The sequence below is a fragment of the Pseudomonas kurunegalensis genome, from assembly GCF_030291635.1.
Classification (GTDB): domain Bacteria; phylum Pseudomonadota; class Gammaproteobacteria; order Pseudomonadales; family Pseudomonadaceae; genus Aquipseudomonas; species Aquipseudomonas monteilii.
Map to the genome: position 1 here is coordinate 468,022 of NZ_CP127871.1, position 22,726 is coordinate 490,747.

Genomic DNA, 22,726 nt, shown 5'->3' on the forward strand with positions numbered 1-22,726 from the left:
CTTCAGCGTTATCGCGCTTAGAAGTTGTCCAGTAAGAAGTTGCCAGCACCTTGACCGTCAAGCGTCGGAATTTCTGCTTCGTCCTTCAAATCAACGCCTGACAGCTGCCTCTTGCAGGCTTCGCGCATCAGATACATCAGACGGAACGCTGCTGTACCGTACGGTAGGCCCTCAAGGCGGACATTGGAGATGCAGTTTCGGCTTGCATCAGTAAGACCAACCTTGGGCCCATAGGTGAAGTACAGACCCAAGCTATCGGGTGAACTGAGGCCTGGACGCTCACCGATCAGGATGACAGTCATTTTGGCGCCCAGGATTTCTCCGACCTGGTCAGCTACTGCAACGCGGCCTTGTTGGACAAAACATACGGGGGCGACACTCCAGCCTTCTTCCTTGAAGCTTTGTAAGAGCCTTTGCAGAAACGGCACGGTGTGACGCTGAATCGCTAGCGCGGACAGTCCATCAGCGACAACTATGGCCACGTCGAAAGCTTCCTTTCTTTCCGAGACGTAATTACGCAGAAATACATCGGAATCCTCATGCAGCTTTCTGCCGTAGTCAGGTCGCTGAAGGTATGTGTCCCGATCGATAGCGGCGCTCTTCAGTTGCAAGCTATCCAAGCCAAGCTGCTGAAGGTTCGCTGCGAGCTGCTGGATGTCGAGCGCCGTATGGACAGCGTCTCGTGCCAATGCATGAGCAAACTGAAAATCGAGCGATGGCTCGGTTGGCAGGCTGGTGCCCGCACGCCCGAGCGCAATGCGCGCGGGCGTGTGGTTACGCAGATGCTGCCATTCGTTTTGAGTTGCAGGGGATTTAGACATAACGAATAGCCCTTCAAATTCATGGTCCAGCTATTGCGTGAGCGTCAGTTCAGACGGCCAATTGTGTGACGGAATGCCGCTGGCATCTCGCTCCCCATCAGCAAATTTCCCCCGTTTTGATGGAAGATGCCGGTGGTCTCCAGCCACTTCTCAAATTCCGGCGTCGCGTGAAGCCCGAGAATTTTTCTCGCATACAGAGCGTCGTGGAAGGAGGTGGTTTGGTAGTTGAGCATCACGTCGTCCGAACCTGGGATGCCCATGATGAAGTTGATTCCTGCGGCTCCTAGGAGGGTGAGCAGGTTATCCATGTCATCCTGGTCTGCCTCAGCATGGTTTGTGTAGCAGATGTCACATCCCATTGGGACGCCGAGCAGCTTGGCGCAAAAATGATCTTCCAGACCGGCGCGGATAATTTGCTTACCGTTGTAGAGATACTCAGGGCCGATGAAGCCAACCACAGTGTTAACCAGGAACGGGTTGTAATGTCGTGCCACCGCGTACGCACGCGTTTCGCAGGTCTGTTGGTCGCAATCGAAATGGGCGTTTGCCGAGAGCGCGCTGCCTTGCCCTGTCTCGAAATACATTACGTTGTTACCAACGGTGCCTCGATTGAGGCTAAGGCCCGCTTCATAGCCTTCCTGCAAAATTTGGAGACTGATGCCGAAACTTTTGTTGGCCGCTTCTGAACCTGCAATGGACTGGAAGACCAGATCCAGAGGTGCACCACGTTCGATAGCCATGATCGAGTTAGTTACGTGGGTGAGTACGCAGGATTGCGTGGGGATCTCGTAGCGTTGAATTACTGCGTCGAGCATTTCTACCAGCGTAGTAATCGAACTCATGCTATCCGTGGCCGGGTTGATGCCGATCATGGCATCGCCGTTTCCGTACAACAGGCCGTCCAGGGTACTGGCCGCGATACCTGCCGGATCGTCCGTGGGATGATTAGGTTGCAGTCGGGTGGACATCCGACCGCGCAAGCCCATGGTGTTGCGGAAGCGAGTAACTACACGGATCTTCGATGCGACGAGGACCAAGTCCTGAAGTCGCATGATCTTGGAAACTGCCGCTGCCATTTCTGGAGTCAGCCCTGGTGCAAGGGCCCGTAGAGCAGCTTCATCGGCTGCGTCACTCAACAACCAATCGCGGAACCCACCAACGGTCAGATGGCTCACTGGTGCGAAAGCGCTCGCGTTGTGGGTGTCGATGATGAGGCGGGTCACTTCATCCACTTCGTACGGGATCAATACCTCAACGAGGAATTGCTTGAGCGGAATGTTGGCCAAGGCCATTTGGGCGGCAACGCGTTCTGCGGCACTGGATGCTGCAACACCAGCGAGGTAGTCGCCAGAGCGTGCTGGACTAGCCTTAGCCATCACCTCACGGAGACTGTCAAACCGCCAAAGCTGGCCACCGACTGTATGTGTGTACTGCGCCATGTTCTTAACCTCTAAAAGATTCGAGTTTGTTCAGTGCGCTGCAGGTCAGTGCAGCGCCTCCTCAGCGGCTTTCACCGCAGCAAACTCCTCCTCGGGGGTGCCAGAAACTAGGTGATGACGGCTATAGAAGGCGAAGTAAGCAATGAACAACGCGTAAATCGCGATGGCACCGAAAACAACACGCGGGTCTACAAGGAAGCCCGCCAGCAATGCGATCGCGGCCAATACCAACGCTATAGAGGAAGTCACAATGCCGCCTGGGGTACGGTATGGGCGAGGCATGTCCGGGCGACGAACGCGTAGGGTGATGTGGGCCGCCATCATCAGGACGTACGACAGTGTGGCCCCGAAGACTGCGATGAGGATCAACAGGTCGCCTTGTCCGGTCAAAGAAAGAGCAAATCCGAATACGCCAGGCACAATCAAGGCGGCTACAGGAGCCTTGTTTTTATTGGTGATAGACAAGCTTCGAGGCAGGTAACCTGCTCGAGAGAGCGCGAAGATCTGCCGCGAGTACGCATAGATAATCGAGAAGAAACTGGCGACCAGACCCGCCAAGCCAACGATATTTACGAACTGGCTCATCCAGGTCGACTGGCCATAAACCTTCACCAAGCCTTCGACGAGCGGGTTACCAGTGCTGACCAATGCCTGGGCGCCTGCTGCGCCTGGCCCAACCAGGAGAATTAAGCTGGCGAAGGTGAGAAGCACCAAGACCGCACCAATAAGACCACGTGGTAGGTCTCTCTTCGGGTTCTTTGTCTCTTCTGCTGCGAGCGGTACCCCCTCAACGGCTAGGAAGAACCACATTCCATAGGGAATGGCAGCCCAAATGCCGAAGTAGCCATTGGGAAGGAAATCGCTGGCCCCTACTGCGGTGGTAGATGCCGGGATGTCGAACAGATTTTTCAGATCGACATGTGGTGCCATGGCGAAGATGAAAACAGCCAGAGCACAGGCAGCTATCGCAGTGATGACGAACATGATCTTCAAAGCCTCGCCTGCACCGAGGACATGAATGCCGATGAAAATCACGTAGAACGCGAGGTAGACCTGCCAGCCGCCAAGGCCGAAAAGAGACTCGCAATAAGAACCGATGAAGCAGGCAATCGCAGCTGGAGCAATTGCATATTCCATCAATATCGCAGTTCCGGTGAGGAAGCCACCCCAAGGGCCAAATGCTGTCCGGGTGAACCCATAACCGCCGCCTGCAGTTGGGATCATGGATGACAGCTCGGCGAGCGAGAAGCACATACACAGGTACATGCACGCCATGAGAAGGGTCGCCAGGAGCATCCCGCCCCAGCCCCCCTGTCCTAATCCAAAGTTCCATCCGGCATAGTCGCCGGAGATTACGTACGCAACGCCAAGGCCAATTAGCAATACCCAGCCAGCGGCGCCTTTTTTGAGCTGACGGCTGGCGAAGTAATCTTGATCGACACTTTCAATATCCACACCTTGGGTATGGACTACGGTGTTCGGTTCGTGGCTTGCCATTTGAACTCCCTCTTCGTCCGCCACCCAAGGGTGACGGACGTTATAGTGATTAGATGAGGTTTTTGGCGGAGTGGTTAGAAGAAGCCGAGTGGATTGATGTCGTAGCTGACTAGCAGGTTTTTGGTCTGTTGGTAGTGATCGAGCATCATCTTGTGGGTTTCACGGCCAACGCCTGATTTCTTGTAACCGCCGAATGCTGCGTGGGCTGGATACAGGTGATAGCAGTTGGTCCATACGCGACCTGCCTGAATGCCGCGGCCCATGCGATAGGCGCGGTTGATGTCGCGGGTCCACACACCTGCACCAAGGCCAAACTCGGTATCGTTCGCGATCGCCAGAGCTTCTGCTTCGTCTTTGAAGGTAGTTACCCCCACTACAGGCCCGAAGATCTCCTCCTGGAACACACGCATTTTGTTGTGCCCTTTGAGCAGGGTCGGCTGGATGTAATAGCCAGTAGCGAGATCACCACCGAGCTGCTCACTGCTACCACCGGCCAGCAGTTCAGCACCTTCACTTTGGGCGATATCGAGGTAGGAAAGGATCTTGTCGAACTGCTGCTGGGACGCCTGGGCGCCGACCATGGTCTCGGTATCGAGCGGGTCGCCACGTTTGATGGCCTTGATCTTCTTCTGAACTTCAACCATGAACGGCTCGAAGATTGATTCCTGAACCAGTGCACGCGAAGGGCATGTACACACCTCGCCCTGGTTGAAGAACGCGAGCACTAGGCCCTCAGCGGCTTTTTCGATGAAGCTCGGCTCAGCCTGCATGATGTCTTCGAAGAAGATGTTAGGCGATTTACCACCCAGCTCTACGGTCGACGGGATAATGTTCTCGGCGGCACATTTCATGATGTGCGAACCGACTGGGGTCGAGCCGGTAAAGGCAATCTTCGCGATTCGCTTGCTGGTCGCCAGGGCCTCGCCGGCTTCACGGCCAAACCCTTGCACGATGTTCAGCACACCAGGTGGCAGGAGGTCGCCGATGAGCTCAACCAGGACAGTAATCGAGAGCGGGGTCTGCTCTGCTGGTTTAAGGACGATGCAGTTACCTGCGGCCAGAGCGGGAGCCAGCTTCCAGGCTGCCATCAACAGCGGGAAGTTCCAGGGGATGATCTGGCCGACTACGCCAAGCGGCTCGTGGAAGTGATAGGCAACGGTGCCTTCATTGATTTCGGAAGCGCCGCCTTCTTGGGCACGAATGCAGCCGGCGAAATAGCGGAAATGATCGGCGGCCAGAGGAACGTCAGCATTCAGCGTTTCACGAATAGGCTTACCATTGTCCCAAGTCTCGGCTACTGCGAGTACTTCGAGGTGCTGCTCAATGCGATCGGCGATCTTCAGTAGCACCAGAGCGCGGTCTTGAACCGACGTACGGCCCCAAGCTGCTGCCGCTGCATGCGCTGCGTCGAGGGCTAGCTCAACGTCTTGACTAGTGGACCGGGGGAACTGGGCAATGACCTGGCCAGTGACGGGAGTACTGTTTGTGAAGTAAGCGCCTTCCTTCGGCGGAATGAACTCGCCACCAATGTAATTCTCGTAGCGAGTTTTCGGAGTGAAGATGGCACCGGGCGTGCCAGGCTGAGCATAGATCATCGAAGTCTCCAAGCGGTGTTTCTTATAATAAAAATCACTTGCGCGCCAGCATCGCGCTAGCGACGGGGTGTTTTAGATGATGCACCCCTTTCTCCCCTTATGACTTGACCTTGAGGACCGATGCTCAGCACCTAAAGCCAACCTTCCGTGTTTTTTACACAATTTTTTACAAATGCTTGACGCTTTCCGGAAAATGAGGCATCTGTAAAAAAGCTCTGGCACAGGGAAGCGCTTATGACAGCTTGCTCTTATAGCAAGAGATGAACCTGATATTCTATTCAGATCTATGCCATCAGGTGAGCTCTAAACGCACCAGGTGTAAGTTATATGCATACAACAAATTCGAAAATGTTTATTCCCAGCGACACAGCCCCTCATAGAGGAGTGCTCGCCGCTGCGGCGACTGGACTGCTTGAGTTCATCAAGAGCCAAGGCGGTGAACCAGGAAAAGTAATTGGGCAATTAGGTATCAATCATCATTTGATTGAGAATCCTACAGTCAGCTTGTCCTTGCCTGATTACTGTTCGGCGTTGGAAGAGTCGGCGCGAATTTGTAAGTGCGACAATTTTGGCCTTTATTATGGCCAGCAATTTAAGCCTCAAAGCCTGGGTCTATTAGGCTATATTGGATTAACTTCAGATACGCTTGAAAAAGCTTTAGTGAATTTTGCACGCGCTTTTCCGTTGCATCAGCATCACAGCCTCGTCCGCCTGATTGATCAAGGAGAGACTTACCGTTTTGATTATCAGGTTCGCCATGGCGCAATTATGATCCGTCGCCAAGATGCCGAGCTTACATTAGGGATGGTTGTAAGCTTGATACGAGAGGTTTTAGGTCGGGACTGGTCGCCTCGTGCGGTCCATTTCGAACATCCCAAGCCAAAATCATGGAAAGATCACGAGCGTCTGTTTGGCGCGCCGGTACACTTTGGCCAAAGCTATAACTCGCTGATCATTCCAAAAAATCAGTTGGCTCGACCCATGCCAACACGAGACCCGATACTTTTGGCACTTATGCAGGGCTCTCTGAGTCAGATATCTAGCCAAGTTCTCAGTTCTCAGCAGACCATTGTTGAAATCGTTCGCGAGTATGTTAGGCAAATGCTTAAGTACGGCGAGCCAAAATTAAATGATGCTGCACTTGAGATGAACGTTACACCGAAGCTGTTGCAGGCTAAATTGCGTGATGAAGGAACGTCTTTTAGCCAGGTTTTGGATCAAGTGAGAAAGGAGATAGCGTCGTTCTACCTGAAGCACTCACAGCTTAGTGCGTCCGAGTTGACTGCTCTCTTGGGTTACTCTGAAATAAGTGTTTTTTCACGTGCAACGAAGCGTTGGTTTGGTATAGCATCCCAACAAATTCGCAAAGGAAATTAGGAAGCTATCTTCAGTCTTGTGTTTATAAGATTTTTAGGGCGCACTGCTTCAGTGCGCCTTCTTTCTATTGACTTCGACTCAAACGGTTTCTTCATAAGTTTACTGTGGCTAGTTGCCCCTAGAGCCTTCTTTAAAGGACCGTAAGGTCAATCCCTCGAATTTTTTCTTGTTAACTTGGTCGGGTGGATCTACTGAATTTTCATTCCGTTAACTTACCCGTGTGAGAACTCAAAGCGCTAACTTCGCGGATTCCCGCTCCTACCCGAGTTACCCGCATTTTATCTGCATTACTCCATCAACTCGCAGTATCTGCACCGACCAGAATTGGAGGTAGACCATGGGCTATCGATTGTCGAAAATCTACACACGCACTGGCGACAAAGGGGAAACAGGCTTAGGAGATGGTCGCCGAGTGTCCAAAGATCATCCACGTATAGAGGCAATTGGGGAGATTGATAGCCTCAACAGCCAATTAGGTTTGCTTCTTGCAGGTTTAGCCAAAGCTGGGCTGGATGAGGTAAGGGAAGTTTTGGCACCCTGCCAGCACCGCTTGTTCGATCTCGGTGGCCAATTGGCCATGCCGGGGTACCAGGCACTCAAAGCCACTGAGGTAGAACGCTTGGAGGCTGCGATCGACCAGTGGAACGACGAACTCGGCCCATTGAAAAACTTCATTCTGCCAAGCGGCTCTACGTTGGTTGCCCAGGCCCACGTTTGCCGAAGCCTTGCACGCAGTGCGGAACGACGGTGTCAGCAGCTAAACCATGTGGAACCGCTAGACGAAGTGCTCCTTGCATACATTAACCGGCTATCTGACGTGCTCTTTGATGCCGCTCGCATTATAGGCCGCAGGCAGGGAGTGCCTGAAGTGCTATGGCAAGCTACTGATCTGCAGTGAGTGTTCAATCTTAGGAAATTTCATCGTAAGTAAACTCAAGTTTATGCCCGCTTTGGGTTGGTGGGTATCGCCACGACCGGCACAGACCAACCTAGAGTGGGCACCTACCGTGGACGGGCAGGATATGCCAGGCCGTCCCCATCTCGGCCATAACTGAGCACTGAGTTGAGGATATGTCGTGCTCATGTCTAGGGCTGAAGCAGTCAATTCTGCACTCCTTTGGCCGCTTCGATTTTTTGTAGATTTTAGCGTATGCTTGTAAATACGTGATTTTTACATTGGCTCTTTTGTTTGGTGGTCTGGTATGGTGCCTGGTCCGGCAAGATCAGATATCTCTTTCACTCCATTTTTCTTCAGAATTGATCGTAGCGTAGTTTTCGTGACATAGATTGGGAACGTTTCTATAGGCCCGCTATCGTCATCATTAAAGTGTGGAATTAATTCTGAGTTGGGTGTGTTAATTTACCTTCTCCAAATATCAATTGTCGGCATTGTTCAGGGACCTCCAGGCCAGATTTCGAGTGTTAGCATGGCGTGGAAACGAGTGGCTACGGCCATCCTCCGGGCATGCTGCAAAGCTTGGCGGCACTAGCTTTGCGCTTGGGCTCGAGGAAATGCGTCGTTCAATAGATTAGTTCACATCGATATGAGCGCTCTACGCCTCTTGTTAATCATCAAGTTGATCTTTGTTGACAAACTTCGCAACTTCATCTGATTCGGTGCCATCGATTTCCTTCTCTAGATCTGGATTGACTTCCGCTTTCGTATTTATGCTCGCATTGATCGCGGCCGCTAGGCGCCCTCCGACAGTGCCTGCAACCGCAAGATTGGCCCTGTCGCGTATGCTCTGGCCGGCATGCTCTGCCAAGAGTGAACCTGCATTCGCAGCCACAACTAGAGCGCTTGGGTGACGGGAGGCAGAGCTTAAACCCTGGTGGCTGCTCGACGTCCCCATAGCTTGTGCGAAAGCTGATTGCGCTGGAGCGCCTTCAGCATGCTGTTCACCGCCAAGATCAACGTTGCCGCTGTCATTGGAAGGATTGTCAAGCCCGGCCTGGGCGGCCTTGAACGCCGCTGAAAGAGCTGAGCTCCCACCAGCAATCTCTTTTGCTCCTGCTAGTACTGTCGTGCCGGCAGATGCTAATGCCGAGGCCGCCACAGTGGCCGCACCGATTGCAGCGCCGGCACCAAAACTACCGATCCCCGCGTTTTGTCCTGTAGAGCCTACTATTCCTGCCAGCGTGGGAGGGAGCTTATTGACCAAGGAAAGCAAAATCACTGATGCAACCAACAACACGCAGAGACTGTTCAAGTCCGGAGTTCCGGTCGCAAAGGCTCTGTAATACTGATCAAGGAATGACTTACCTACTCCAATCAAAAATGTCATGGTGAAAAGCTGGACGCCAATCCCGAGCACCGTTTTGTAGAAGCTAATCGCAATATCTGACGTCCATCGGCTGCCGCCAAAGCCCAGTAGGAAGATCCCCGCGTAAGCAAGCAGCCAAGCTGATACGAGCAATAGCAGCATGTTCACGGCGATGAGTGCCAGGATCACCAGAACCACTATTGCGGCTGCGAGCATCAATGCGGATACCACTGGGGACAACAACGAAGCAGAAGCGCTGACCTTGGTCAGAATGCCGAATCCGATATCCACGATGCTCGACGGAGATAATCCAGTTCCTAGGCCCGCCGCCTTTGCGCTTATCGCCCGCATCGTGTTGATGATGGACATTGAGATAGCTGGGCCACTTTGGAGCAGCCACCAGAAAAAGCTCATGGTGCCGAAGAAGCGGACGGTTTCGGCAAAAAATGACTGTAGGTCAGCATTTCGTAGTGCCATGAGGCCGTAAGTCCACACCATGCTGATCAGCGCGAGGCTCCAGAACAGCCATGACGCGCTGGAGGTGATCTCGGATTGCCAGGTGGTGGCAACGGTCGAGAAGCTGTCGAGGATTTTATTAAGCATGTTTCCGCTATCGAGCCCACCAGCGAGGGCGGTCTTGCTAAACGAAAGTGCTGTCATGGCTAGGTAGATGGTCAACGATCTTTTCATGGGTCACCATTTCCTATCGTCGCTTTGGGTGTTTTTATGCCCAAGGACGCAAGCGTCGTAGCTATTTTTTTGAGATGTAGCTCGTCCTACCGTCGATGTATCGCACTCAGTAGAGGTAGGCGTTTCTGGAGCGTCACAGCCGTTGAGCAGCAGCGTGCTCAGAATGAGGATCCGTTTGAGTTGTACGTGCATGCTTTTGCCCTCACCAGCCTTTATCAGCGCTTGGGCTGTTTCGGCTACTCAGTGCTCGTTTGTCAGCGGCGGTGTGTTGAGCATCGCGATCAACACGGACTTGAGCGCTGGTGGCCTGGGCGTTTTGCTGAGCAATCAGCAAGCTGCGAATTTGCAGAAGCTGATTTGCCTGTGCGCTAGCAAGCTGATTGGCAGCTTGGATGGCTTGCATCTGGCCTTCCGCGCTGGTGGCCTGTCGCTGCAGGCCAGCGAGCTCACCAGCGTCTTTGCGCAATGTTTCCTGTTGCTTTGAGACACTGGTCAGCAGGGCATCATTCGCGCGCTTCTTTGTGGAGCTGGCCTCTTTCTGTGCCTGTGCAATGGCTTGTTGATCCGATACACCGCACGCGTCCGAGCCTATGCAAGGTGCGCTTTCGTAGTGGGCCGTGTCCTGGTAACGCTCAAGATATTTCTCCAGACTGCCAGCTTGGGTCTTGTAGTAGCTGAGCGTGTCCTGAGCAGCGAGGAGCATAGAAATCGTCTGATCGGCCTGACTCCAAATGTAGTCTGCTGGAGCCGCTGAGTTTCTGAGCATGATCTGGTACTGCTGCAATTGGGTTTTGTACTGCTCAATCTGCTTCGTCACCGCAGCGACATTTTGAATCGCGCTGACGGTTGTCTGGCTCAGATTTACCCCATCCACAACAGGGATTCCGGCGAATGCAAGGTGAAAGGGCAGGGCGCTGGCTACCGCGAAAATCCACTGCTGTTTCTTCGATCTTTTCATAGGGACTCCAGAGGTGAAGGCTCGATTTTTTTAGCCGCTAAAATTTCAGTGCCTGGACCAGCCGAAGCATTTCGTCTTGATTGGCCTCAATGCGTTTCAACAACGCTCGTACCATGCCTGTTGTTAGCGGAGTACCGCAGGCCGTCAATTTGGCGTCATCGGTTAGCCATAGCTTCAGAAGCCCACCAAGACGGCCTTGGTCAGCGTTGATTTTTACGATCTGCGCTACGTACTGGGAGTCGAGCGTGCTTGTAATCTCATAGCCAAGGCTCAGCCGCCGCAGGTACTCAGCGACCGTCAGGCTCGCCTTGGATGCGTTTTCTTTAATGGTTAGCTCCTCACTCGGTAATACCGGCACACGTAAATGCTTTCCGTGTTTACGTGTATCTCTCTCAGCTTCATTGCGGTTCATGGTCTGACCTCTCTTTGGTGTTCACAGAGTCGCGGCAGCGACTGCCTCGCAGAGCAAGACAGCATTGAGCGCCGAAGGCGCGAATACGCGAGAGTGAAATTAGATGGCCGACTTGTCGGTTAGCTAACTTCACCTGTCTTGCCCTAGAATCCATGTTTGTCTACTTGCACAGGTTACGTTTGCCAGTGCAGTGAGGTGTGTTGCTCCAAGCGAACAATTTCAGATTTTTTACTGCGGCAACGTTATTTTTTGATGATTATTCGGCGTGGGTCATTGTTGTTCGGTGTGGCAACGCAGTTTAATGGTTTGACAACGGTTGATTATCTGCGTTAGCAAACCTATCTGGCAGGTGAATGATCTTTCGAACATGCCGGCTAAACGCTTGATAACCGAAGTCTACTCCGCCCTCGTCATGCAACACTGTCCAGATACTTAGCAGAGAGTGACCACGCTGAATGGCTTGCTGGATTTCCTGTTTGTATATGAAAACTACTGCTCGGTTGGCTAGGGGGCTCTTGGGGTTGGCCGTCTTGATTACGTGTTCAGCGATCCGCAGGCTCAGTGACTTCATCGATACCTCCCGAGGACTACAAATAGCCCCTCATTTGTCATGATGTATCGATTTTTAAGAAATAGGCTTACATATGTTTTTCTTTAACTGGTTCAACGCTTCCAGAGCTACGCTCGACTGCTTGGACGTTTTGACACTTGGGGGGGCAATCAACGCGCTATTCGGCTCGGCGGGGGGCGGTGAGGCTGAATCGAGCACATGCACTGGCTTTGGTGGCATCGGTTTGAAGTTGTACTCGCCGTTCTTGTACCGCTTGATTACGGCATGAAGCCATCCGAGCTGAGATTTTTTAATTTCGCCAGCCCTGACTGCCGCGCAGAAATCGTCAAGCATTCTCTGTCGCTCGCATGGTGCGACCTGCTCTAGCGCCTTACGGACTTGAATCTGGGTCTCTGCGAGCATGGTGGCACTGAACCTCAGGTCCTCAGCCGCGTATCCGCTTTGCTCTCCTGGGGTAGTAGTAGTTTTCTTGCTTTTTGGTTTTTTTGTTTTGTATGTATTTATATGGCCGTGTTTTTCCGATGGCGGGCTATCCGGTTTCGGATTTTCCGCATCCGGGATTTCTTGACTATTCTGCGCCGTTTCAGCTCCTCGGGCCGTGTCTCGAAGGCACCACAGGACCCCATCATACTGCCCAAGAGCATTGTTGATCTGGTGCACCTCTAAATAACCAGCGTCTTTCAACTCATCAATTCCAGAGCGAACTGCCGAAGCTCCGTCTTTATGTTTCCTGGCGATTTGTTCAATGCTGAGGTTTCGAGGGTTAGGGGGTAGTGAAAGCAGCAGGACCAAAATACCTTTGGCTTTAAAAGTGAGATTGGTGTCGTTGAGTATGTGGTTATGGATTACGGTGTAGCCCTTTTCAGGTTTAATCCTCTCCACTTTTAGGCTTATACCCATGGACGTTATTCCTGGTCTAAGGCTTTCGCGACATCCGACGTCCGGAAGTAAACCCTTCTTCCTATCTTTACCTTGCACGGCAGGAATTTACGCGAGACCTCGTTATCCCCAGAAAGGCTAAGTCGCAGGCCGTTTTTGCTCCTTAGCAATATCTCCGCCAGTTGATCAATCGAAAGAAGTGGTGCCCCATCGTACTTCTCCAGAATGGCTTGCTCGGTGCTCATAAGTATGCTCCAGGTTCGTTAAGCTTGAGTAATCCTAGAGAAGTTTCAAAGAGCTTAAAAGCTTTTTTTGAAAATTAGTTATTTGAAGAATGAATTTTCTTAGCTTTCAGGGTGTTAGCTTTATAAATTTCGATATATCACTTGCTATAAGTTGGGCTTTTCTGGGGCGCCCGTCGCTGTGCAATTGTGAGAGTTTTTATTTTTGTAGAATTTTAGCCGCTAAAATTTCGGTCGTACATTTCGGTGTATCGAAAAATAAGCTACTTTATTTGAATTGGTCAGTTTTTTGTTTAGCTAAACTTTTCGGGGCTTTTCTCTGTTTTATCTTGTCAATTTTCTTAACCAAGTCCTCTGAACGAAGGTGCGTGTATCTCTTTAACATCTGCATGGACTTGTGTCCGCTGATCGCTGAGACTTCCTGGTCAGACAACCCGCCCTCGACCAGTCGGCTAACTGCCTCATGTCTCAAGTCATGGAATCTGAAGTCAGATAACCCAAGCTCTTTAATCAGTATCCCCCAAATCTTGGTGAATGCGTACGGTCGTCGTATCCCGTCCTTACCCGGCTCGCCGAAGAACACCAGATGGCAGTCACCTGGTCTAGCTGGGTTTGCCATAGCGGTCTTGAATAGTTCTGTTGCTCGTCTGCTCAGGGGCACCGTTCGCTGACCGTCATTCTTAGTGTCCACAAGCTTCACTATGCGTCTCTCCAGATCGACCATAGGTCTACGGAGTGTGCTGATTTCAGCAGAGCGCATACCTGTCTCTAGAGCGATGCCGACAATCCAGCCCAGCATGGGGTTGCTGTGCTTGTTCACTGCGGCCAAAAGTCGTCTTTCTTCATCGGGAGATAGCCGACGATTGCGCCCTTCACCGGGGCTTGGTTTACGAATGTTCAGGACCGGGTTAAAGGTGAGGCCCAAGCCCCACTCCTGGATGGCTACGGTGAAGAGGTGGCTCAGTAGGGCAAGTTCCAGGCGAACGGTGTTGTTGCTAGTGGTTCCTGTACGCCCTTTCTCGTTCAAGCGTTTGTCGCGGTAGTTGGCGATGATTTCAGCAGAGAGTGCCGCTAGCGAATACTTGCCCAGATGCTCTGTGAGCTTCTTGGCTTTCGAGGTCTCGCCACGTTGGGTGGTGGGCTTCTTGGTAGGGGTTATGTCGTTCAGGTAGCGCTTGAGCGCCATTTCGAGCGTCATGCGTTCAGAGCCGCTGCGCTGGATGTAAACGCCGCGCACCATTTCGTCTTCGGTGCGTCGTGACCAGTCTTCAGCATCGCGTTTGGTGCGGAAGGTTTTGGCGTTGGTAGGCCATCCGGTTTTACGGATGACGGCTTTCCAAGTGCCGGCAGGGGTTTTGACGATTGTGGCCATCTGAAAGGACTCCAAAGGTGTACTGGCGCACCAGCACTGTACCGATTTTGTACCTTTGGACCATAGGACTGTATCTGGTGTGTTTGCCCCAGAAACGCAAAAAACCGCGCAATGCGCGGCTTTGAGTATGGTGGGCCCACACGGACTCGAACCGTGGACCAAAGGATTATGAGCCCGAAAAAATCACCCATGCCCATTGGGAAAACCCCTGATGTACCTGATTTTATTGAATATCCGATTTTATTGGGGAAGGGTTTTAGATTTCGGTGTGGACACATTGTGGACACATCCGACTGTACCGGACTGCATAGGCCTTCAATCCTTTGCACAGTGTGCAATGCCCTGGTGCCCTACGCGGCCCGCGCTGGGCCAGCACTGGGGCTAGCTTGCACCAGGGCTGGCCTTTGCACTATTTCGCGAGGCGAAGCGCGTCGGCGGGAGGGGGATAAGTGATTTTCAGCCTGGTTTTTTTTCCGAGGCTGAAATTTTTTAGTGACTGGGACCTTTAAGGCTCTAGGTCCGTTGCTTCAGCGATTTGATCGCCAGCATCTACCTCCGGAGCAGCGGGGGTAGCGCCTTCTGCAAATCTGAGATGAAAGTCAGCCATTCCTTCAGGAAGCAAAATTCCTACTTTCCCAGTCTTGGTATTTTCTCCAAGCAAGCTGTGTTGAGTAGCAAACCTAATTTCCTCTTCTGCGCTTTCATCCAAGTGCTGAATAACATGTTCAATGAAATTCTCGATTGCCTGGAAGTCTTCTCTTATTGTCGCGAATCGGACTGACTGCATACTGGTTCCGATTGTGAGGCTCCAGAAGTCGTCGTACTGTTTAAATAGAGGGGTGTTTTCATGGAAATAGATATCACCAACTGAGAGCTTGTCAACTTCAACGTTGCCGTGAAGTAGTCCGTTTCGCTCGTTTATGAGAGTGCTAAATGCCTTGCACTCCGGTGATGAATAGTCGATTGGCTTTTTGAATCCATTACAGTTGAGGTGCAACGTCTGGATTCGAATGTCTAAATTGAGTCGGTTCATTCTTTGGAATAGAACCGGATTTGATTTTATTTCCTCCCTCGCTCGCATAAAGAATAGAAGGTTGACAAACGACTCGGCCATAACAGGAAGCATTGCACGTAGGCCAAACACCAGACCCACTGCGGCACTGTAGCGGGCGCTGATAGCACGCCATCTATCCTCAAATCCTACCGTGTCTTGGCTGTTTCTGGGATGGTGAATACGATCACGCTGGGGGTCGATATCTAAGGCTTCGAGTTGAATAAAGTTCTGATCTACCGCTTTTCTGATTCGGTGATAAGGATTGACGAATTGAGTCCATGTTTCAATGTTTTTACGGAAGGCAGATATGGACTTTCCATGGTTTTTCATGTCCGATTTAATCTGGCTTAAAAACATTTCCTTCGTGAGCAGGTCTTCAGGGTAATCCCCTCGAAACATGACTTCAGTTCTAAAGTTCATGCCAAGGATCGAAAGCAAGCCATACTCGGTGGCAAACGTCCACTCCCAGTGTATTAGGTTGTCGGAAGATGGAGACTTAAAAATATTTAGTAGCCCATTGGGTGGACCGTACTTTCCATGGAAGTAACAATATAAATCAACTGCTTTGATTTCATTTGTAAACTCCCATTTCATACCTTTTTTAGGTAGTAGTCCGCCTTTGACAACGTTGATTATGCATTTAGGATGCATCACCTCAAGATTGACGAAAAAGTCTTCCAAGATATTCCCTCCTAAAGTCCAAGAGGACAGCCTGCCACAAATTTCTCAGTTTTGCGCGAATGATGGGTGGCAATCTGCGATCACAAAAAAGCCCGCTCATGGCGGGCCAGATGGATCGAATGGGTCTGCTTAGTTGGACACGCCGTAATCCGTTTTTAGCGCCTTCATCAATGCCGCGATCATGTCATCACTGGCCTCTCTGCGCAGCGAGTCACCGAACAGGAAGAAGTCGCCGATCAGATTGTCGGTGAGGCCTGTGGAAGCCGATGGCAGGCCGATAGTCACGTAGCCGGTATCACCAATGGTGTTTCCCTTCTTCTCGCGCTGGGCCACGCTCCAGGCGATACCGTCCCGGGAAATGCTGACCAAGCCCGTGTCGTTGTTGAAGTCGACCGCGACGACACCCCAAGCGTTGGCCGCAGGCAGGCTGGTGAGCGCATACGGGGCGTTCGCCCCGATCCCCACACTCAGCAGCTTGTTCTTGTAGGTTTCCGAGGGGTTCGCCGCACCGGTCGCCGACAGCATCTGGTTGGCCAGCACCCCGTCTACGTTGTAACCCGCGATTAGCTGGCGAGTGACGCTGTAGGTGTTGGCCGTCCCTTCGCCGATGTTCAGGGCCAGCACAATCGTGTACGACGGAGTTGCACTGCCTACAGGCAACTTGATGCCCAAACTGCCGTTACCTGCAGATGAGCCGATTCCCTTAAAGCCGTTCCTGGTGAGCACGGAAAGAAACGACTTGTGGGCGCCCTGCATCTGCAGATCCTTGCCCGTGCAGCGGCATCGACCTTTCAATCCCTCCACGGCGTCCGCTACCAGTTCACCAGGGCTCACCGCGTGGATAAGGTGCGGCATGAAGCGTGCGACCTGGTCAGCAGCAGACATGACAATGCGTGGTGTGTTCGGGCCAGCTTTGGCGTCAACGTCTTCGAAAATGATCATCTGGCTCATGGTTTACTCCACAGTAATGATTTGGTGGCAAGCCCAGTTGTAGAAGGCCTCGCCGAACGTATTGCGGGCGGTGTTGCTGTCGCGCAGGCAGCTACGGGCGCCAGTGGTGGGGCCTCCGAGCGCGCCGGGGATTCCGACGTCAGCAATCCCGACCTTGGGGTTCGCACCCGTAGGAACGGCCGAGAGCGTGACGGTCACGGTGTTGTCGTCGTTGACCTGGACGGCGGTCACAGACGCGCTGTCTGCGTCGTCGCTCCAGCGGATGCCCAGGTTGCCGGGGTCCGTAACGTTGACGGTGTCGCTCACCAACGGTCCCACCGGCGTATGGAATTTCAGGGTGACTACTGCCCCAGCGCGGGTCGCGGACGTGCAGTGCGTAGGCAGCCATCCCCGGCCGTCCAGGATCGCCTCAGCGGCGGCTCTGCGCATTTCGGCCACCTGGAGAGAACCCTTGCCCGTCAGGTGCACGCCATCGGTGTGATATTCGACCCAGTACTTCGGGCCAGCGCAGAGGAACTTCGTGCGGTTCTCCAGTGCGGCTTGCAGCTGCTCATGGGGAACGAAGCTTGAGGCGATGTTCTTGGTGGTCCAACTGCTCATCTGGCACAGCAGCATCGGTACGTTGGAATCCCCGGAGATCGCGCCAATGTCGGTGGTGAAGTCTTGTTGCAACTGCAGCAGGGCGGTCAGGTATGCACCTTTGCTGCCGGTGGAGTTGGCTTCACCTTGAATCCAGTCCACAAAGGGCACGGAGAAGGCGTATCCGCGTGCTGTCGCATCAGCCTTGCACTGCGCCACAGTGGTAATCAGGTTGTTGTAGGAAACGCTGCCCTTGTCCAGGTTCTGAATGCTGGTAGCGCCCACGCCGTGGCAGCTGCCGATAATGCCCGCGTCGGCAGGAATGTTTCGGTGGCGCGCCAGGCTCGCACAGAACTGGGCGTGCGGTGCCTCCTGCAGAACGGAGACCATCGGCTTGAGTGGCAGCACACTGGCGGCAGCCAGGGGCTGGGCCTGCAGCGAATCGGACTGTCGCAGGCCGACATTGATGGTGAACACACGATTCGCCACTGGTGGCTGTGTGGTGAGGATCTGCGAGTGCACACCCAAGCTCAGGGACTGGCCATGGCTGGGGATATGGACCAGGCGGCGAATGTAAGCCGCAAACTTGCCATATTCGGACAGTGGTGCCTGGACCTTTTCGACGTTTGCACCCGCCCTGGACATGTAGCTGATGTACCCATTGCTTACTTTGGGGTCCCAGTTATGTCCGCTGGTGGTCATCTGGTAACTGGCGCCATTCATGATCATCCAGATATCCGACAGCCCGGAATCCTGCAGCTGATAAGGGACGATGTTTTCATCTGTCGAGTCGCCGAACGAAAGCGTGGTGCCATCCCAGCGATACCCGTTGAGAATGACGCCCTTGCGGTCCACAACGACGTGCCGCCACACGCTGCTGAGGAAGAACAGGCCCGGTAGCTCATCGAGGACGGCAACTGCGACACCATTGCGTTTCGCCGCAAGAATGGGCGCGCCCCGCTTATCAAAAGTGCCCCAGCCATAGATGGCGGACAGCATGCGCGGGTCAGTGCGCTCCAGCGCCAAGGTCGACTGGCGAATGCTGAGGCGGTTTGCCTCGGCATTAGGACGGCTGTCGATTTGCTCGGCGACGCCGCTGTTGTTGTAGAACAGCACGGTGTATTCCAGGCTGTCCGGGCTCGGCACACTGAAATATTGGCCAGAAACCGTCTTCTGCAGCCCAATAACGGTGCTCGGGAACAGGCCCGCAGATTCCTCTGCTGCATCCCGCGCCCGCTGGGCGTCATTGGCGGCAGCATTCGCGGCAAGTAGGGTGTCACCTACGTCATTGAACTGGACTCGCACGCGGTAGTCGCGGGTTTCAGTCACAACGCGCAAGTCATACAGGCCGTTGGCTGCAGCGAGCTGGATCAGCCCGGTAGCGTCCGCATTGAATGGGTTGTCCAGGGCGACGCCATTGGCCCTTTGAAGTCCATTCACCAGACTTTCAGTGCCACGCTTGTACAGGTAGCAAGTTGCACCACCGAGGATGTTGCCCTGGTCGTCCTGGGCGAAGTAGTTCTTGAGTTCCAATTCAAACTCCTGTGATGGGCTTCAACTGCCCAGAAAGTAATTCGCCATTCGCGGCATGCCCGGCGAAGGCGCCGGCGTTCGAGGGGGCGGGGCTCGGCCCGTGGGTATGGCCGGCCAGGTCGGTGTTCATCAGCACCACCAGGTCGATCAGGTCGCACAGCACCTGCAGCACGTTCACGCCTTCCGAACCGATCCAGGTGGTGTTCGCAATGCTTCGGCGAGCGCCCTGGACGCGCTCGAGGAGCTGGCCACCTACGGTCAGGTTGAGCCGCTGGCCCACTACCTGGTTGAGGTCACGCCCCGTCGACAGTCCAAGATCGTCAATTGCGGCGAGCGAGGCGGTACCGCCGGTGAGCAGCTTCAGCGCGCCCATGGCCTCGATCGTCTTGATGCCGCCCACCGACTCGGTGGAATGGTCATCGACGGTGCGGCTGTCGCTCTGGTACTGCTCGGTATTACTGAGGCTTTCGACGACCCGCTCGGTGGCCTTGTCGCGGATCCGCCCGTCGGTCTGCCTGGTCCAGTCACCATTGGCTTCCACGCGCTGCTGCGAGGCTTCGCTGTGCTGCCAGACCTGGTCCCCTTTGGGCAGGCTGGGCAGGGACAGGCCGTGCGGGAGGATGCACTGGATAAACGGCTTGTGTGGCAGGCCCTGGGCGAACGACACGACGACCTTGGTGCCTTCTTCAGGGAAGCTGTAGAACCCCATTTCATCGCCACCAGTCGGGACCGGTACCGGCACGCCAGCCAGCACCGGCATGGACTGATCCGGTTCGTTGTCCTGGTCCAGGACCTGCAGGTCCACGGCAAAGCGCGGACGAAACTCGTCGCAGATACCGGCGCCGGCCGGCGCGTCGGCCACGCCGACGACCTGGGCAAAGCGCGGCAAGTGATAGCCCCCGCTCAGCTCGGGAAACATGCGCTCTACACAGCGCCGGATTGCGTCTTCCATTTGATCGCCATTTCGGTACCGACGAGTGCCACAGAGGTGACCCGCTCGCCCTGGTTGATGGTTGCACCTGGACGCAGCCCGGGAAGGGCCGCGATCACGGCGCTCTGGTTGCCCTGGTAGTTGTTGAACAGCTCGACCGGCAGCTGCAGCGGCGATCGATCACCAAAGAAGCTGTGCGCCCAGCTGCCGACGAAAACTTCACCGTCGCCCTGCTGTTGCCAGACCAGGTCGGGGATGGAGAAAACCCGGGCCAGGCTGTCCATGGCCTGAAAACCCGACGCCAGGCTGTAGAAGTACGGGGCTTTGGTCGTGGCGTAGGCCTGCGCCGGCACACGAAATCTCAGGCCGGTGTGATCGCTGATCGCGGCCAGGACGGTGCGCAGATCGGCATGGCGCAGGTTCAGCGGGAGCGGGTTGGCCAGGATCGCCGCCAGCTCGCGGCAATACAGCACCTGCTCCAGCTGGTTCACCGCGGTGCTGCGCTCCACGTAGCCGATGAAGTGGCGCTGCAGGGTCGCCTCGTTGTAGCCGATGTCGAGCGTGACCAGCCCAGACACTGGCGCGCTGGCCTTGATGGTGAGCTGGGCGCGGCCAGGTGTGGCCAGGTCCAGGCGCACATCATCTTTGACCAGGACGTGCTCGATGCCGGCGATACGCAGAACCTTGTGGAGCTTCACGATTTGCCCCCCAGGTAGTCATCCAGCTTTTTCAGGGTCGCCTCGAAGCCGGTCAGCTCCTGGCCACCGGTGCCGCTGGCTTCGCCATTCGCGCCACTGGTGGTACCGCTGACCGCTTGCCCGGGCGCGCTCTGGGTGCCAATCGCGTTCGCAGCACGGCGTTTCTCCACGCGCTCGGGGTTGGACAGTTTCTCTGTCAGCGTGAACTGGATCCGCCAGCCGCGTAGTGAATCGTCCTCGCGGGCACTGACGCCGTCCGAGAACTGCACCTGGCGCATGCCGATCGCAGCCGCTGTGTCGTTGACGATCCGGTACGTTTTGAGCTGGCCACCGCTCTCCGTGGCCTCGGCCAGGCGCATGAGCGTGCGCAGGTCGGCCGAGTCGGTGAAGCGGATCAGCAAGTTGACGGTCAGCGTTTTGGGCTTGAAGCCCTTGTGTGCGGTGTCGGTGTTGCTGGTCTGGCCCGACATGTCGCCACTTTCAATACGCAGGTCTCCGGTGACCTTCATGCCCCGGCCTCGGATCCGTTCGCCGTCCAGGAGCAGTGTCATAGACCCACCAGTTCGCGGACGAAGCTCAGGCCTTTCAGCGATCCCAGCAGCATGACGCCGGCGGAAATCGGCCATTCATGACCTGGTGCGTTGCCGGCCAGCAACTCGCGGCGCAGTTCGACCGCATTGCCCGGGCCAATCAAACGAGCAGTCATCGACACGTCTGCAGACGCGCCGTCGAACATGGACTTGAGGTTGGCCAGCTCCTGGTCCTTTGCCGTGCTGCGCTGCGCCTTACGAGTGGCCAGCGCTTGCAGATCCGCCAGGGGCGAGCTGGGCGCGAAGCTCTCAAGCGCGGCCAATTGCCCCGACATCGCCTGGCGTGCTGCACGGGTGATGGTCGACTGCTCCAGGGGAAGCTCACCCCAGCGCGGGAGCGCACCGGCGGTCGGCAGCTCCCACTTAGCCGTTTCAAGCTCAGCCAGCCGCCCTGCGCGGTTCTGCGCGCGCTTGAGGTCAGGCAGCGGCAGCACGGCGTTGAAACGGCTCAAGGTTGTGGCGAAGTGGTCGTAACGAGTGCCCACGAACATTACGACCAGGGCGTACTGCTCACCCCCAGGGCGATTGGTGTCCGTCACGTCCTCGAGCTTGGCGCCCAGGTGCTGAAGCAGGTTCGGTGCCGACAGGTAACGCTGAAGCCCCCGACCTTGGCCCACTCCACTTTGAAAAGGCGTCACCACCAGCGTTGCCGGGACTTCGCCCAGAGCCTCGTCCAGGGCGCTGCGCCCAGCGGCAACTGCAGCAGCTGCCGCTTCCCCGACAGGGCTGGGGTCGGTGGTGGCCAACTCCTGCAGCGCGGCCACGCGCTCGCCAGCGCTGGCCAGCTCGCCGCCTGCCATGGACTTGGCCTCATCGAGGCCGGCCAGCCAACTGGTGGATTGGCTCGGCCAGCGCATGGTCACAGGTAACCAGGTCATACCAGGTCAGCCTCCCAGACCACGGCATTGATGCCGTTCAGGTCTTTGGCGTCGCGGGCCTGCTGCAGGCGCTCCTTCAAGCTGTAGGCCTGCTGCAGCAGCTGCAGCTTCACGCGGGTGAAGTCGTCGGCCACCAGGCGCAGTTGCGCTGCGGTGTGGGGTCTGTAGGCCTTGATGCCGCTCCGATCGGCGCAGGGGTACGACAGGTCAACGCCCAGGGCGGCGGCGCCGCTCAAGTTGACCTGGTCGTCCAATGCAGTGCTGTAGCAGTAGCTGTCGCCCAGGGCCGAAGACCAGAACCCACCAAAGATGCGGGCACTGCAGGTGGCATCGATTTCCGTCACCCGTTCCTGGTACCGGCGCTCGATCGTGGCGGGGATGTCATCCACCCATTGGCCGTCCTGCCACACCTGGCCTGGTCCAGGCGGGTCGAGGGTGTAGCCAGCCGGCAGCTGTCCCAGTCGGTCGATCGACTTGGCTTCGCCGGTCTTGGTGTTGTACGCGGTGAGGCCCAGGTAGGAGTCGATCAACTGCCAGCGCTGACCATCCCAGTGCGCGGCCTTGTAGTCCGGTACTGCCGGCGGCGGCACCTCGACGCAGCCCCGGGGGATCAGCCAGACGCCTTCCTCCAGCGGGGACGGGTCGGCGTAGGCCGGGCCGGTGTAGATGCCCAGGTGGTCCGTTTGGTAGACGATCTTGGATTGCATGGCTGGG

The 22,726-nt window shown here is 55.2% G+C and carries 21 protein-coding genes; 2 read left to right on the plus strand and 19 right to left on the minus strand.

Going from position 1 to position 22,726, the window contains the following annotated elements:
- Positions 1-17: 17 nt before the first annotated feature.
- The 4 genes from eutC to exaC all read right to left on the minus strand — a co-directional run bounded on the left by eutC (position 18) and on the right by exaC (position 5,352).
- Complete coding sequence (eutC, locus tag QQ992_RS01940; RefSeq protein ID WP_286112074.1) at positions 18-821, minus strand: ethanolamine ammonia-lyase subunit EutC; 804 nt, start codon at positions 819-821, stop codon at positions 18-20.
- 44 nt (positions 822-865) lie between these two features.
- On the minus strand, positions 866-2,260 hold the full coding sequence (locus QQ992_RS01945; protein WP_286112075.1) for an ethanolamine ammonia-lyase subunit EutB: 1,395 nt from the start codon (positions 2,258-2,260) through the stop codon (positions 866-868).
- A 45-nt stretch (positions 2,261-2,305) separates the two neighbouring features.
- Positions 2,306-3,757 (minus strand): ethanolamine permease, encoded by a 1,452-nt coding sequence (eat, locus tag QQ992_RS01950; RefSeq protein WP_286112076.1) that lies wholly within the window; start codon positions 3,755-3,757, stop codon positions 2,306-2,308.
- Positions 3,758-3,831: 74 nt separating this feature from the next.
- Positions 3,832-5,352, minus strand: a complete 1,521-nt coding sequence (exaC, locus tag QQ992_RS01955; RefSeq protein WP_286112077.1) for an acetaldehyde dehydrogenase ExaC — start codon at positions 5,350-5,352, stop codon at positions 3,832-3,834.
- Positions 5,353-5,679: 327 nt separating this feature from the next.
- Here exaC and qhpR point away from each other — a divergent pair, with 327 nt between their 5' ends.
- Together qhpR and QQ992_RS01965 are read left to right on the plus strand one after the other, a co-directional pair.
- Complete coding sequence (gene qhpR, locus QQ992_RS01960) at positions 5,680-6,729, plus strand: AraC-like transcriptional regulator QhpR (protein WP_286112078.1); 1,050 nt, start codon at positions 5,680-5,682, stop codon at positions 6,727-6,729.
- Between the two features lie 337 nt (positions 6,730-7,066).
- Positions 7,067-7,627: a cob(I)yrinic acid a,c-diamide adenosyltransferase gene (locus QQ992_RS01965; protein ID WP_286112079.1), complete on the plus strand. Its 561-nt coding sequence runs from the start codon at positions 7,067-7,069 to the stop codon at positions 7,625-7,627.
- A 667-nt stretch (positions 7,628-8,294) separates the two neighbouring features.
- Here the strand turns inward: QQ992_RS01965 and trbL are convergent.
- The 15 genes from trbL to QQ992_RS02040 all read right to left on the minus strand — a co-directional run bounded on the left by trbL (position 8,295) and on the right by QQ992_RS02040 (position 22,719).
- Complete coding sequence (trbL, locus tag QQ992_RS01970; RefSeq protein ID WP_286112080.1) at positions 8,295-9,683, minus strand: P-type conjugative transfer protein TrbL; 1,389 nt, start codon at positions 9,681-9,683, stop codon at positions 8,295-8,297.
- Positions 9,684-9,885: 202 nt separating this feature from the next.
- Positions 9,886-10,641, minus strand: a complete 756-nt coding sequence (gene trbJ, locus QQ992_RS01975; RefSeq protein WP_286112081.1) for a P-type conjugative transfer protein TrbJ — start codon at positions 10,639-10,641, stop codon at positions 9,886-9,888.
- Positions 10,642-10,678: 37 nt separating this feature from the next.
- Complete coding sequence (gene traJ / locus QQ992_RS01980; protein ID WP_286112082.1) at positions 10,679-11,053, minus strand: conjugal transfer transcriptional regulator TraJ; 375 nt, start codon at positions 11,051-11,053, stop codon at positions 10,679-10,681.
- Positions 11,054-11,351: 298 nt separating this feature from the next.
- A complete protein-coding gene (locus QQ992_RS01985) occupies positions 11,352-11,624 on the minus strand; it encodes a TraK family protein (protein WP_286112083.1) in 273 nt (90 codons plus the stop codon).
- A 54-nt stretch (positions 11,625-11,678) separates the two neighbouring features.
- Positions 11,679-12,524 (minus strand): helix-turn-helix domain-containing protein, encoded by an 846-nt coding sequence (locus tag QQ992_RS01990; RefSeq protein ID WP_286112084.1) that lies wholly within the window; start codon positions 12,522-12,524, stop codon positions 11,679-11,681.
- A gap of 5 nt (positions 12,525-12,529) precedes the next feature.
- On the minus strand, positions 12,530-12,748 hold the full coding sequence (locus tag QQ992_RS01995) for a MerR family transcriptional regulator (protein WP_023382691.1): 219 nt from the start codon (positions 12,746-12,748) through the stop codon (positions 12,530-12,532).
- A 265-nt stretch (positions 12,749-13,013) separates the two neighbouring features.
- Positions 13,014-14,117 carry a site-specific integrase gene (locus QQ992_RS02000; RefSeq protein WP_286112085.1) on the minus strand — a complete coding sequence of 368 codons (1,104 nt, stop codon included), beginning with the start codon at positions 14,115-14,117 and terminating at the stop codon, positions 13,014-13,016.
- 505 nt (positions 14,118-14,622) lie between these two features.
- Entirely contained in the window at positions 14,623-15,852 is a 1,230-nt protein-coding gene (locus QQ992_RS02005; protein WP_286112086.1) for a hypothetical protein, read from the minus strand.
- 129 nt (positions 15,853-15,981) lie between these two features.
- Complete coding sequence (locus QQ992_RS02010) at positions 15,982-16,803, minus strand: hypothetical protein (RefSeq protein ID WP_286112087.1); 822 nt, start codon at positions 16,801-16,803, stop codon at positions 15,982-15,984.
- A gap of 3 nt (positions 16,804-16,806) precedes the next feature.
- Positions 16,807-18,915, minus strand: coding sequence for a sialate O-acetylesterase (locus QQ992_RS02015; RefSeq protein ID WP_286112088.1), 2,109 nt, complete (start codon positions 18,913-18,915; stop codon positions 16,807-16,809).
- Position 18,916: 1 nt separating this feature from the next.
- Positions 18,917-19,867 carry a phage baseplate assembly protein V gene (locus tag QQ992_RS02020; protein ID WP_286112089.1) on the minus strand — a complete coding sequence of 317 codons (951 nt, stop codon included), beginning with the start codon at positions 19,865-19,867 and terminating at the stop codon, positions 18,917-18,919.
- Complete coding sequence (locus QQ992_RS02025) at positions 19,840-20,544, minus strand: hypothetical protein (RefSeq protein ID WP_286112090.1); 705 nt, start codon at positions 20,542-20,544, stop codon at positions 19,840-19,842. The genes QQ992_RS02020 and QQ992_RS02025 overlap by 28 nt, the downstream gene beginning before the upstream one ends.
- The gene (locus QQ992_RS02030; RefSeq protein WP_286112091.1) at positions 20,541-21,095 is read right to left on the minus strand and encodes a baseplate complex protein; all 555 of its coding nucleotides are present in this window, start codon (positions 21,093-21,095) and stop codon (positions 20,541-20,543) included. Before QQ992_RS02030 ends, QQ992_RS02025 begins: the two co-directional genes overlap by 4 nt.
- A complete protein-coding gene (locus QQ992_RS02035) occupies positions 21,092-22,012 on the minus strand; it encodes a hypothetical protein (protein ID WP_286112092.1) in 921 nt (306 codons plus the stop codon). The genes QQ992_RS02030 and QQ992_RS02035 overlap by 4 nt, the downstream gene beginning before the upstream one ends.
- Positions 22,009-22,719, minus strand: coding sequence for a phage tail protein (locus tag QQ992_RS02040; protein ID WP_286112093.1), 711 nt, complete (start codon positions 22,717-22,719; stop codon positions 22,009-22,011). The genes QQ992_RS02035 and QQ992_RS02040 overlap by 4 nt, the downstream gene beginning before the upstream one ends.
- Between the last annotated feature and the right edge of the window lie 7 nt (positions 22,720-22,726).

Bases quoted from the DNA above. Each gene is read 5' to 3' on its own strand.
- QQ992_RS01965 (WP_286112079.1), top strand. From the start codon at position 7,067: ATGGGCTATCGATTGTCGAAAATCTACACACGCACTGGCGACAAAGGG.
- exaC (WP_286112077.1), bottom strand. From the start codon at position 5,352: ATGATCTATGCTCAGCCTGGCACGCCCGGTGCCATCTTCACTCCGAAA.
- trbL (WP_286112080.1), bottom strand. From the start codon at position 9,683: ATGAAAAGATCGTTGACCATCTACCTAGCCATGACAGCACTTTCGTTT.
- eutC (WP_286112074.1), bottom strand. From the start codon at position 821: ATGTCTAAATCCCCTGCAACTCAAAACGAATGGCAGCATCTGCGTAAC.
- QQ992_RS02020 (WP_286112089.1), bottom strand. From the start codon at position 19,867: ATGGAAGACGCAATCCGGCGCTGTGTAGAGCGCATGTTTCCCGAGCTG.
- QQ992_RS01995 (WP_023382691.1), bottom strand. From the start codon at position 12,748: ATGAGCACCGAGCAAGCCATTCTGGAGAAGTACGATGGGGCACCACTT.
- QQ992_RS02000 (WP_286112085.1), bottom strand. From the start codon at position 14,117: ATGGCCACAATCGTCAAAACCCCTGCCGGCACTTGGAAAGCCGTCATC.
- QQ992_RS02035 (WP_286112092.1), bottom strand. From the start codon at position 22,012: ATGACCTGGTTACCTGTGACCATGCGCTGGCCGAGCCAATCCACCAGT.
- traJ (WP_286112082.1), bottom strand. From the start codon at position 11,053: ATGAACCGCAATGAAGCTGAGAGAGATACACGTAAACACGGAAAGCAT.
- qhpR (WP_286112078.1), top strand. From the start codon at position 5,680: ATGCATACAACAAATTCGAAAATGTTTATTCCCAGCGACACAGCCCCT.
- QQ992_RS02030 (WP_286112091.1), bottom strand. From the start codon at position 21,095: ATGACACTGCTCCTGGACGGCGAACGGATCCGAGGCCGGGGCATGAAG.
- QQ992_RS01945 (WP_286112075.1), bottom strand. From the start codon at position 2,260: ATGGCGCAGTACACACATACAGTCGGTGGCCAGCTTTGGCGGTTTGAC.
- eat (WP_286112076.1), bottom strand. From the start codon at position 3,757: ATGGCAAGCCACGAACCGAACACCGTAGTCCATACCCAAGGTGTGGAT.
- QQ992_RS01990 (WP_286112084.1), bottom strand. From the start codon at position 12,524: ATGGGTATAAGCCTAAAAGTGGAGAGGATTAAACCTGAAAAGGGCTAC.
- trbJ (WP_286112081.1), bottom strand. From the start codon at position 10,641: ATGAAAAGATCGAAGAAACAGCAGTGGATTTTCGCGGTAGCCAGCGCC.
- QQ992_RS02010 (WP_286112087.1), bottom strand. From the start codon at position 16,803: ATGAGCCAGATGATCATTTTCGAAGACGTTGACGCCAAAGCTGGCCCG.
- QQ992_RS02040 (WP_286112093.1), bottom strand. From the start codon at position 22,719: ATGCAATCCAAGATCGTCTACCAAACGGACCACCTGGGCATCTACACC.
- QQ992_RS01985 (WP_286112083.1), bottom strand. From the start codon at position 11,624: ATGAAGTCACTGAGCCTGCGGATCGCTGAACACGTAATCAAGACGGCC.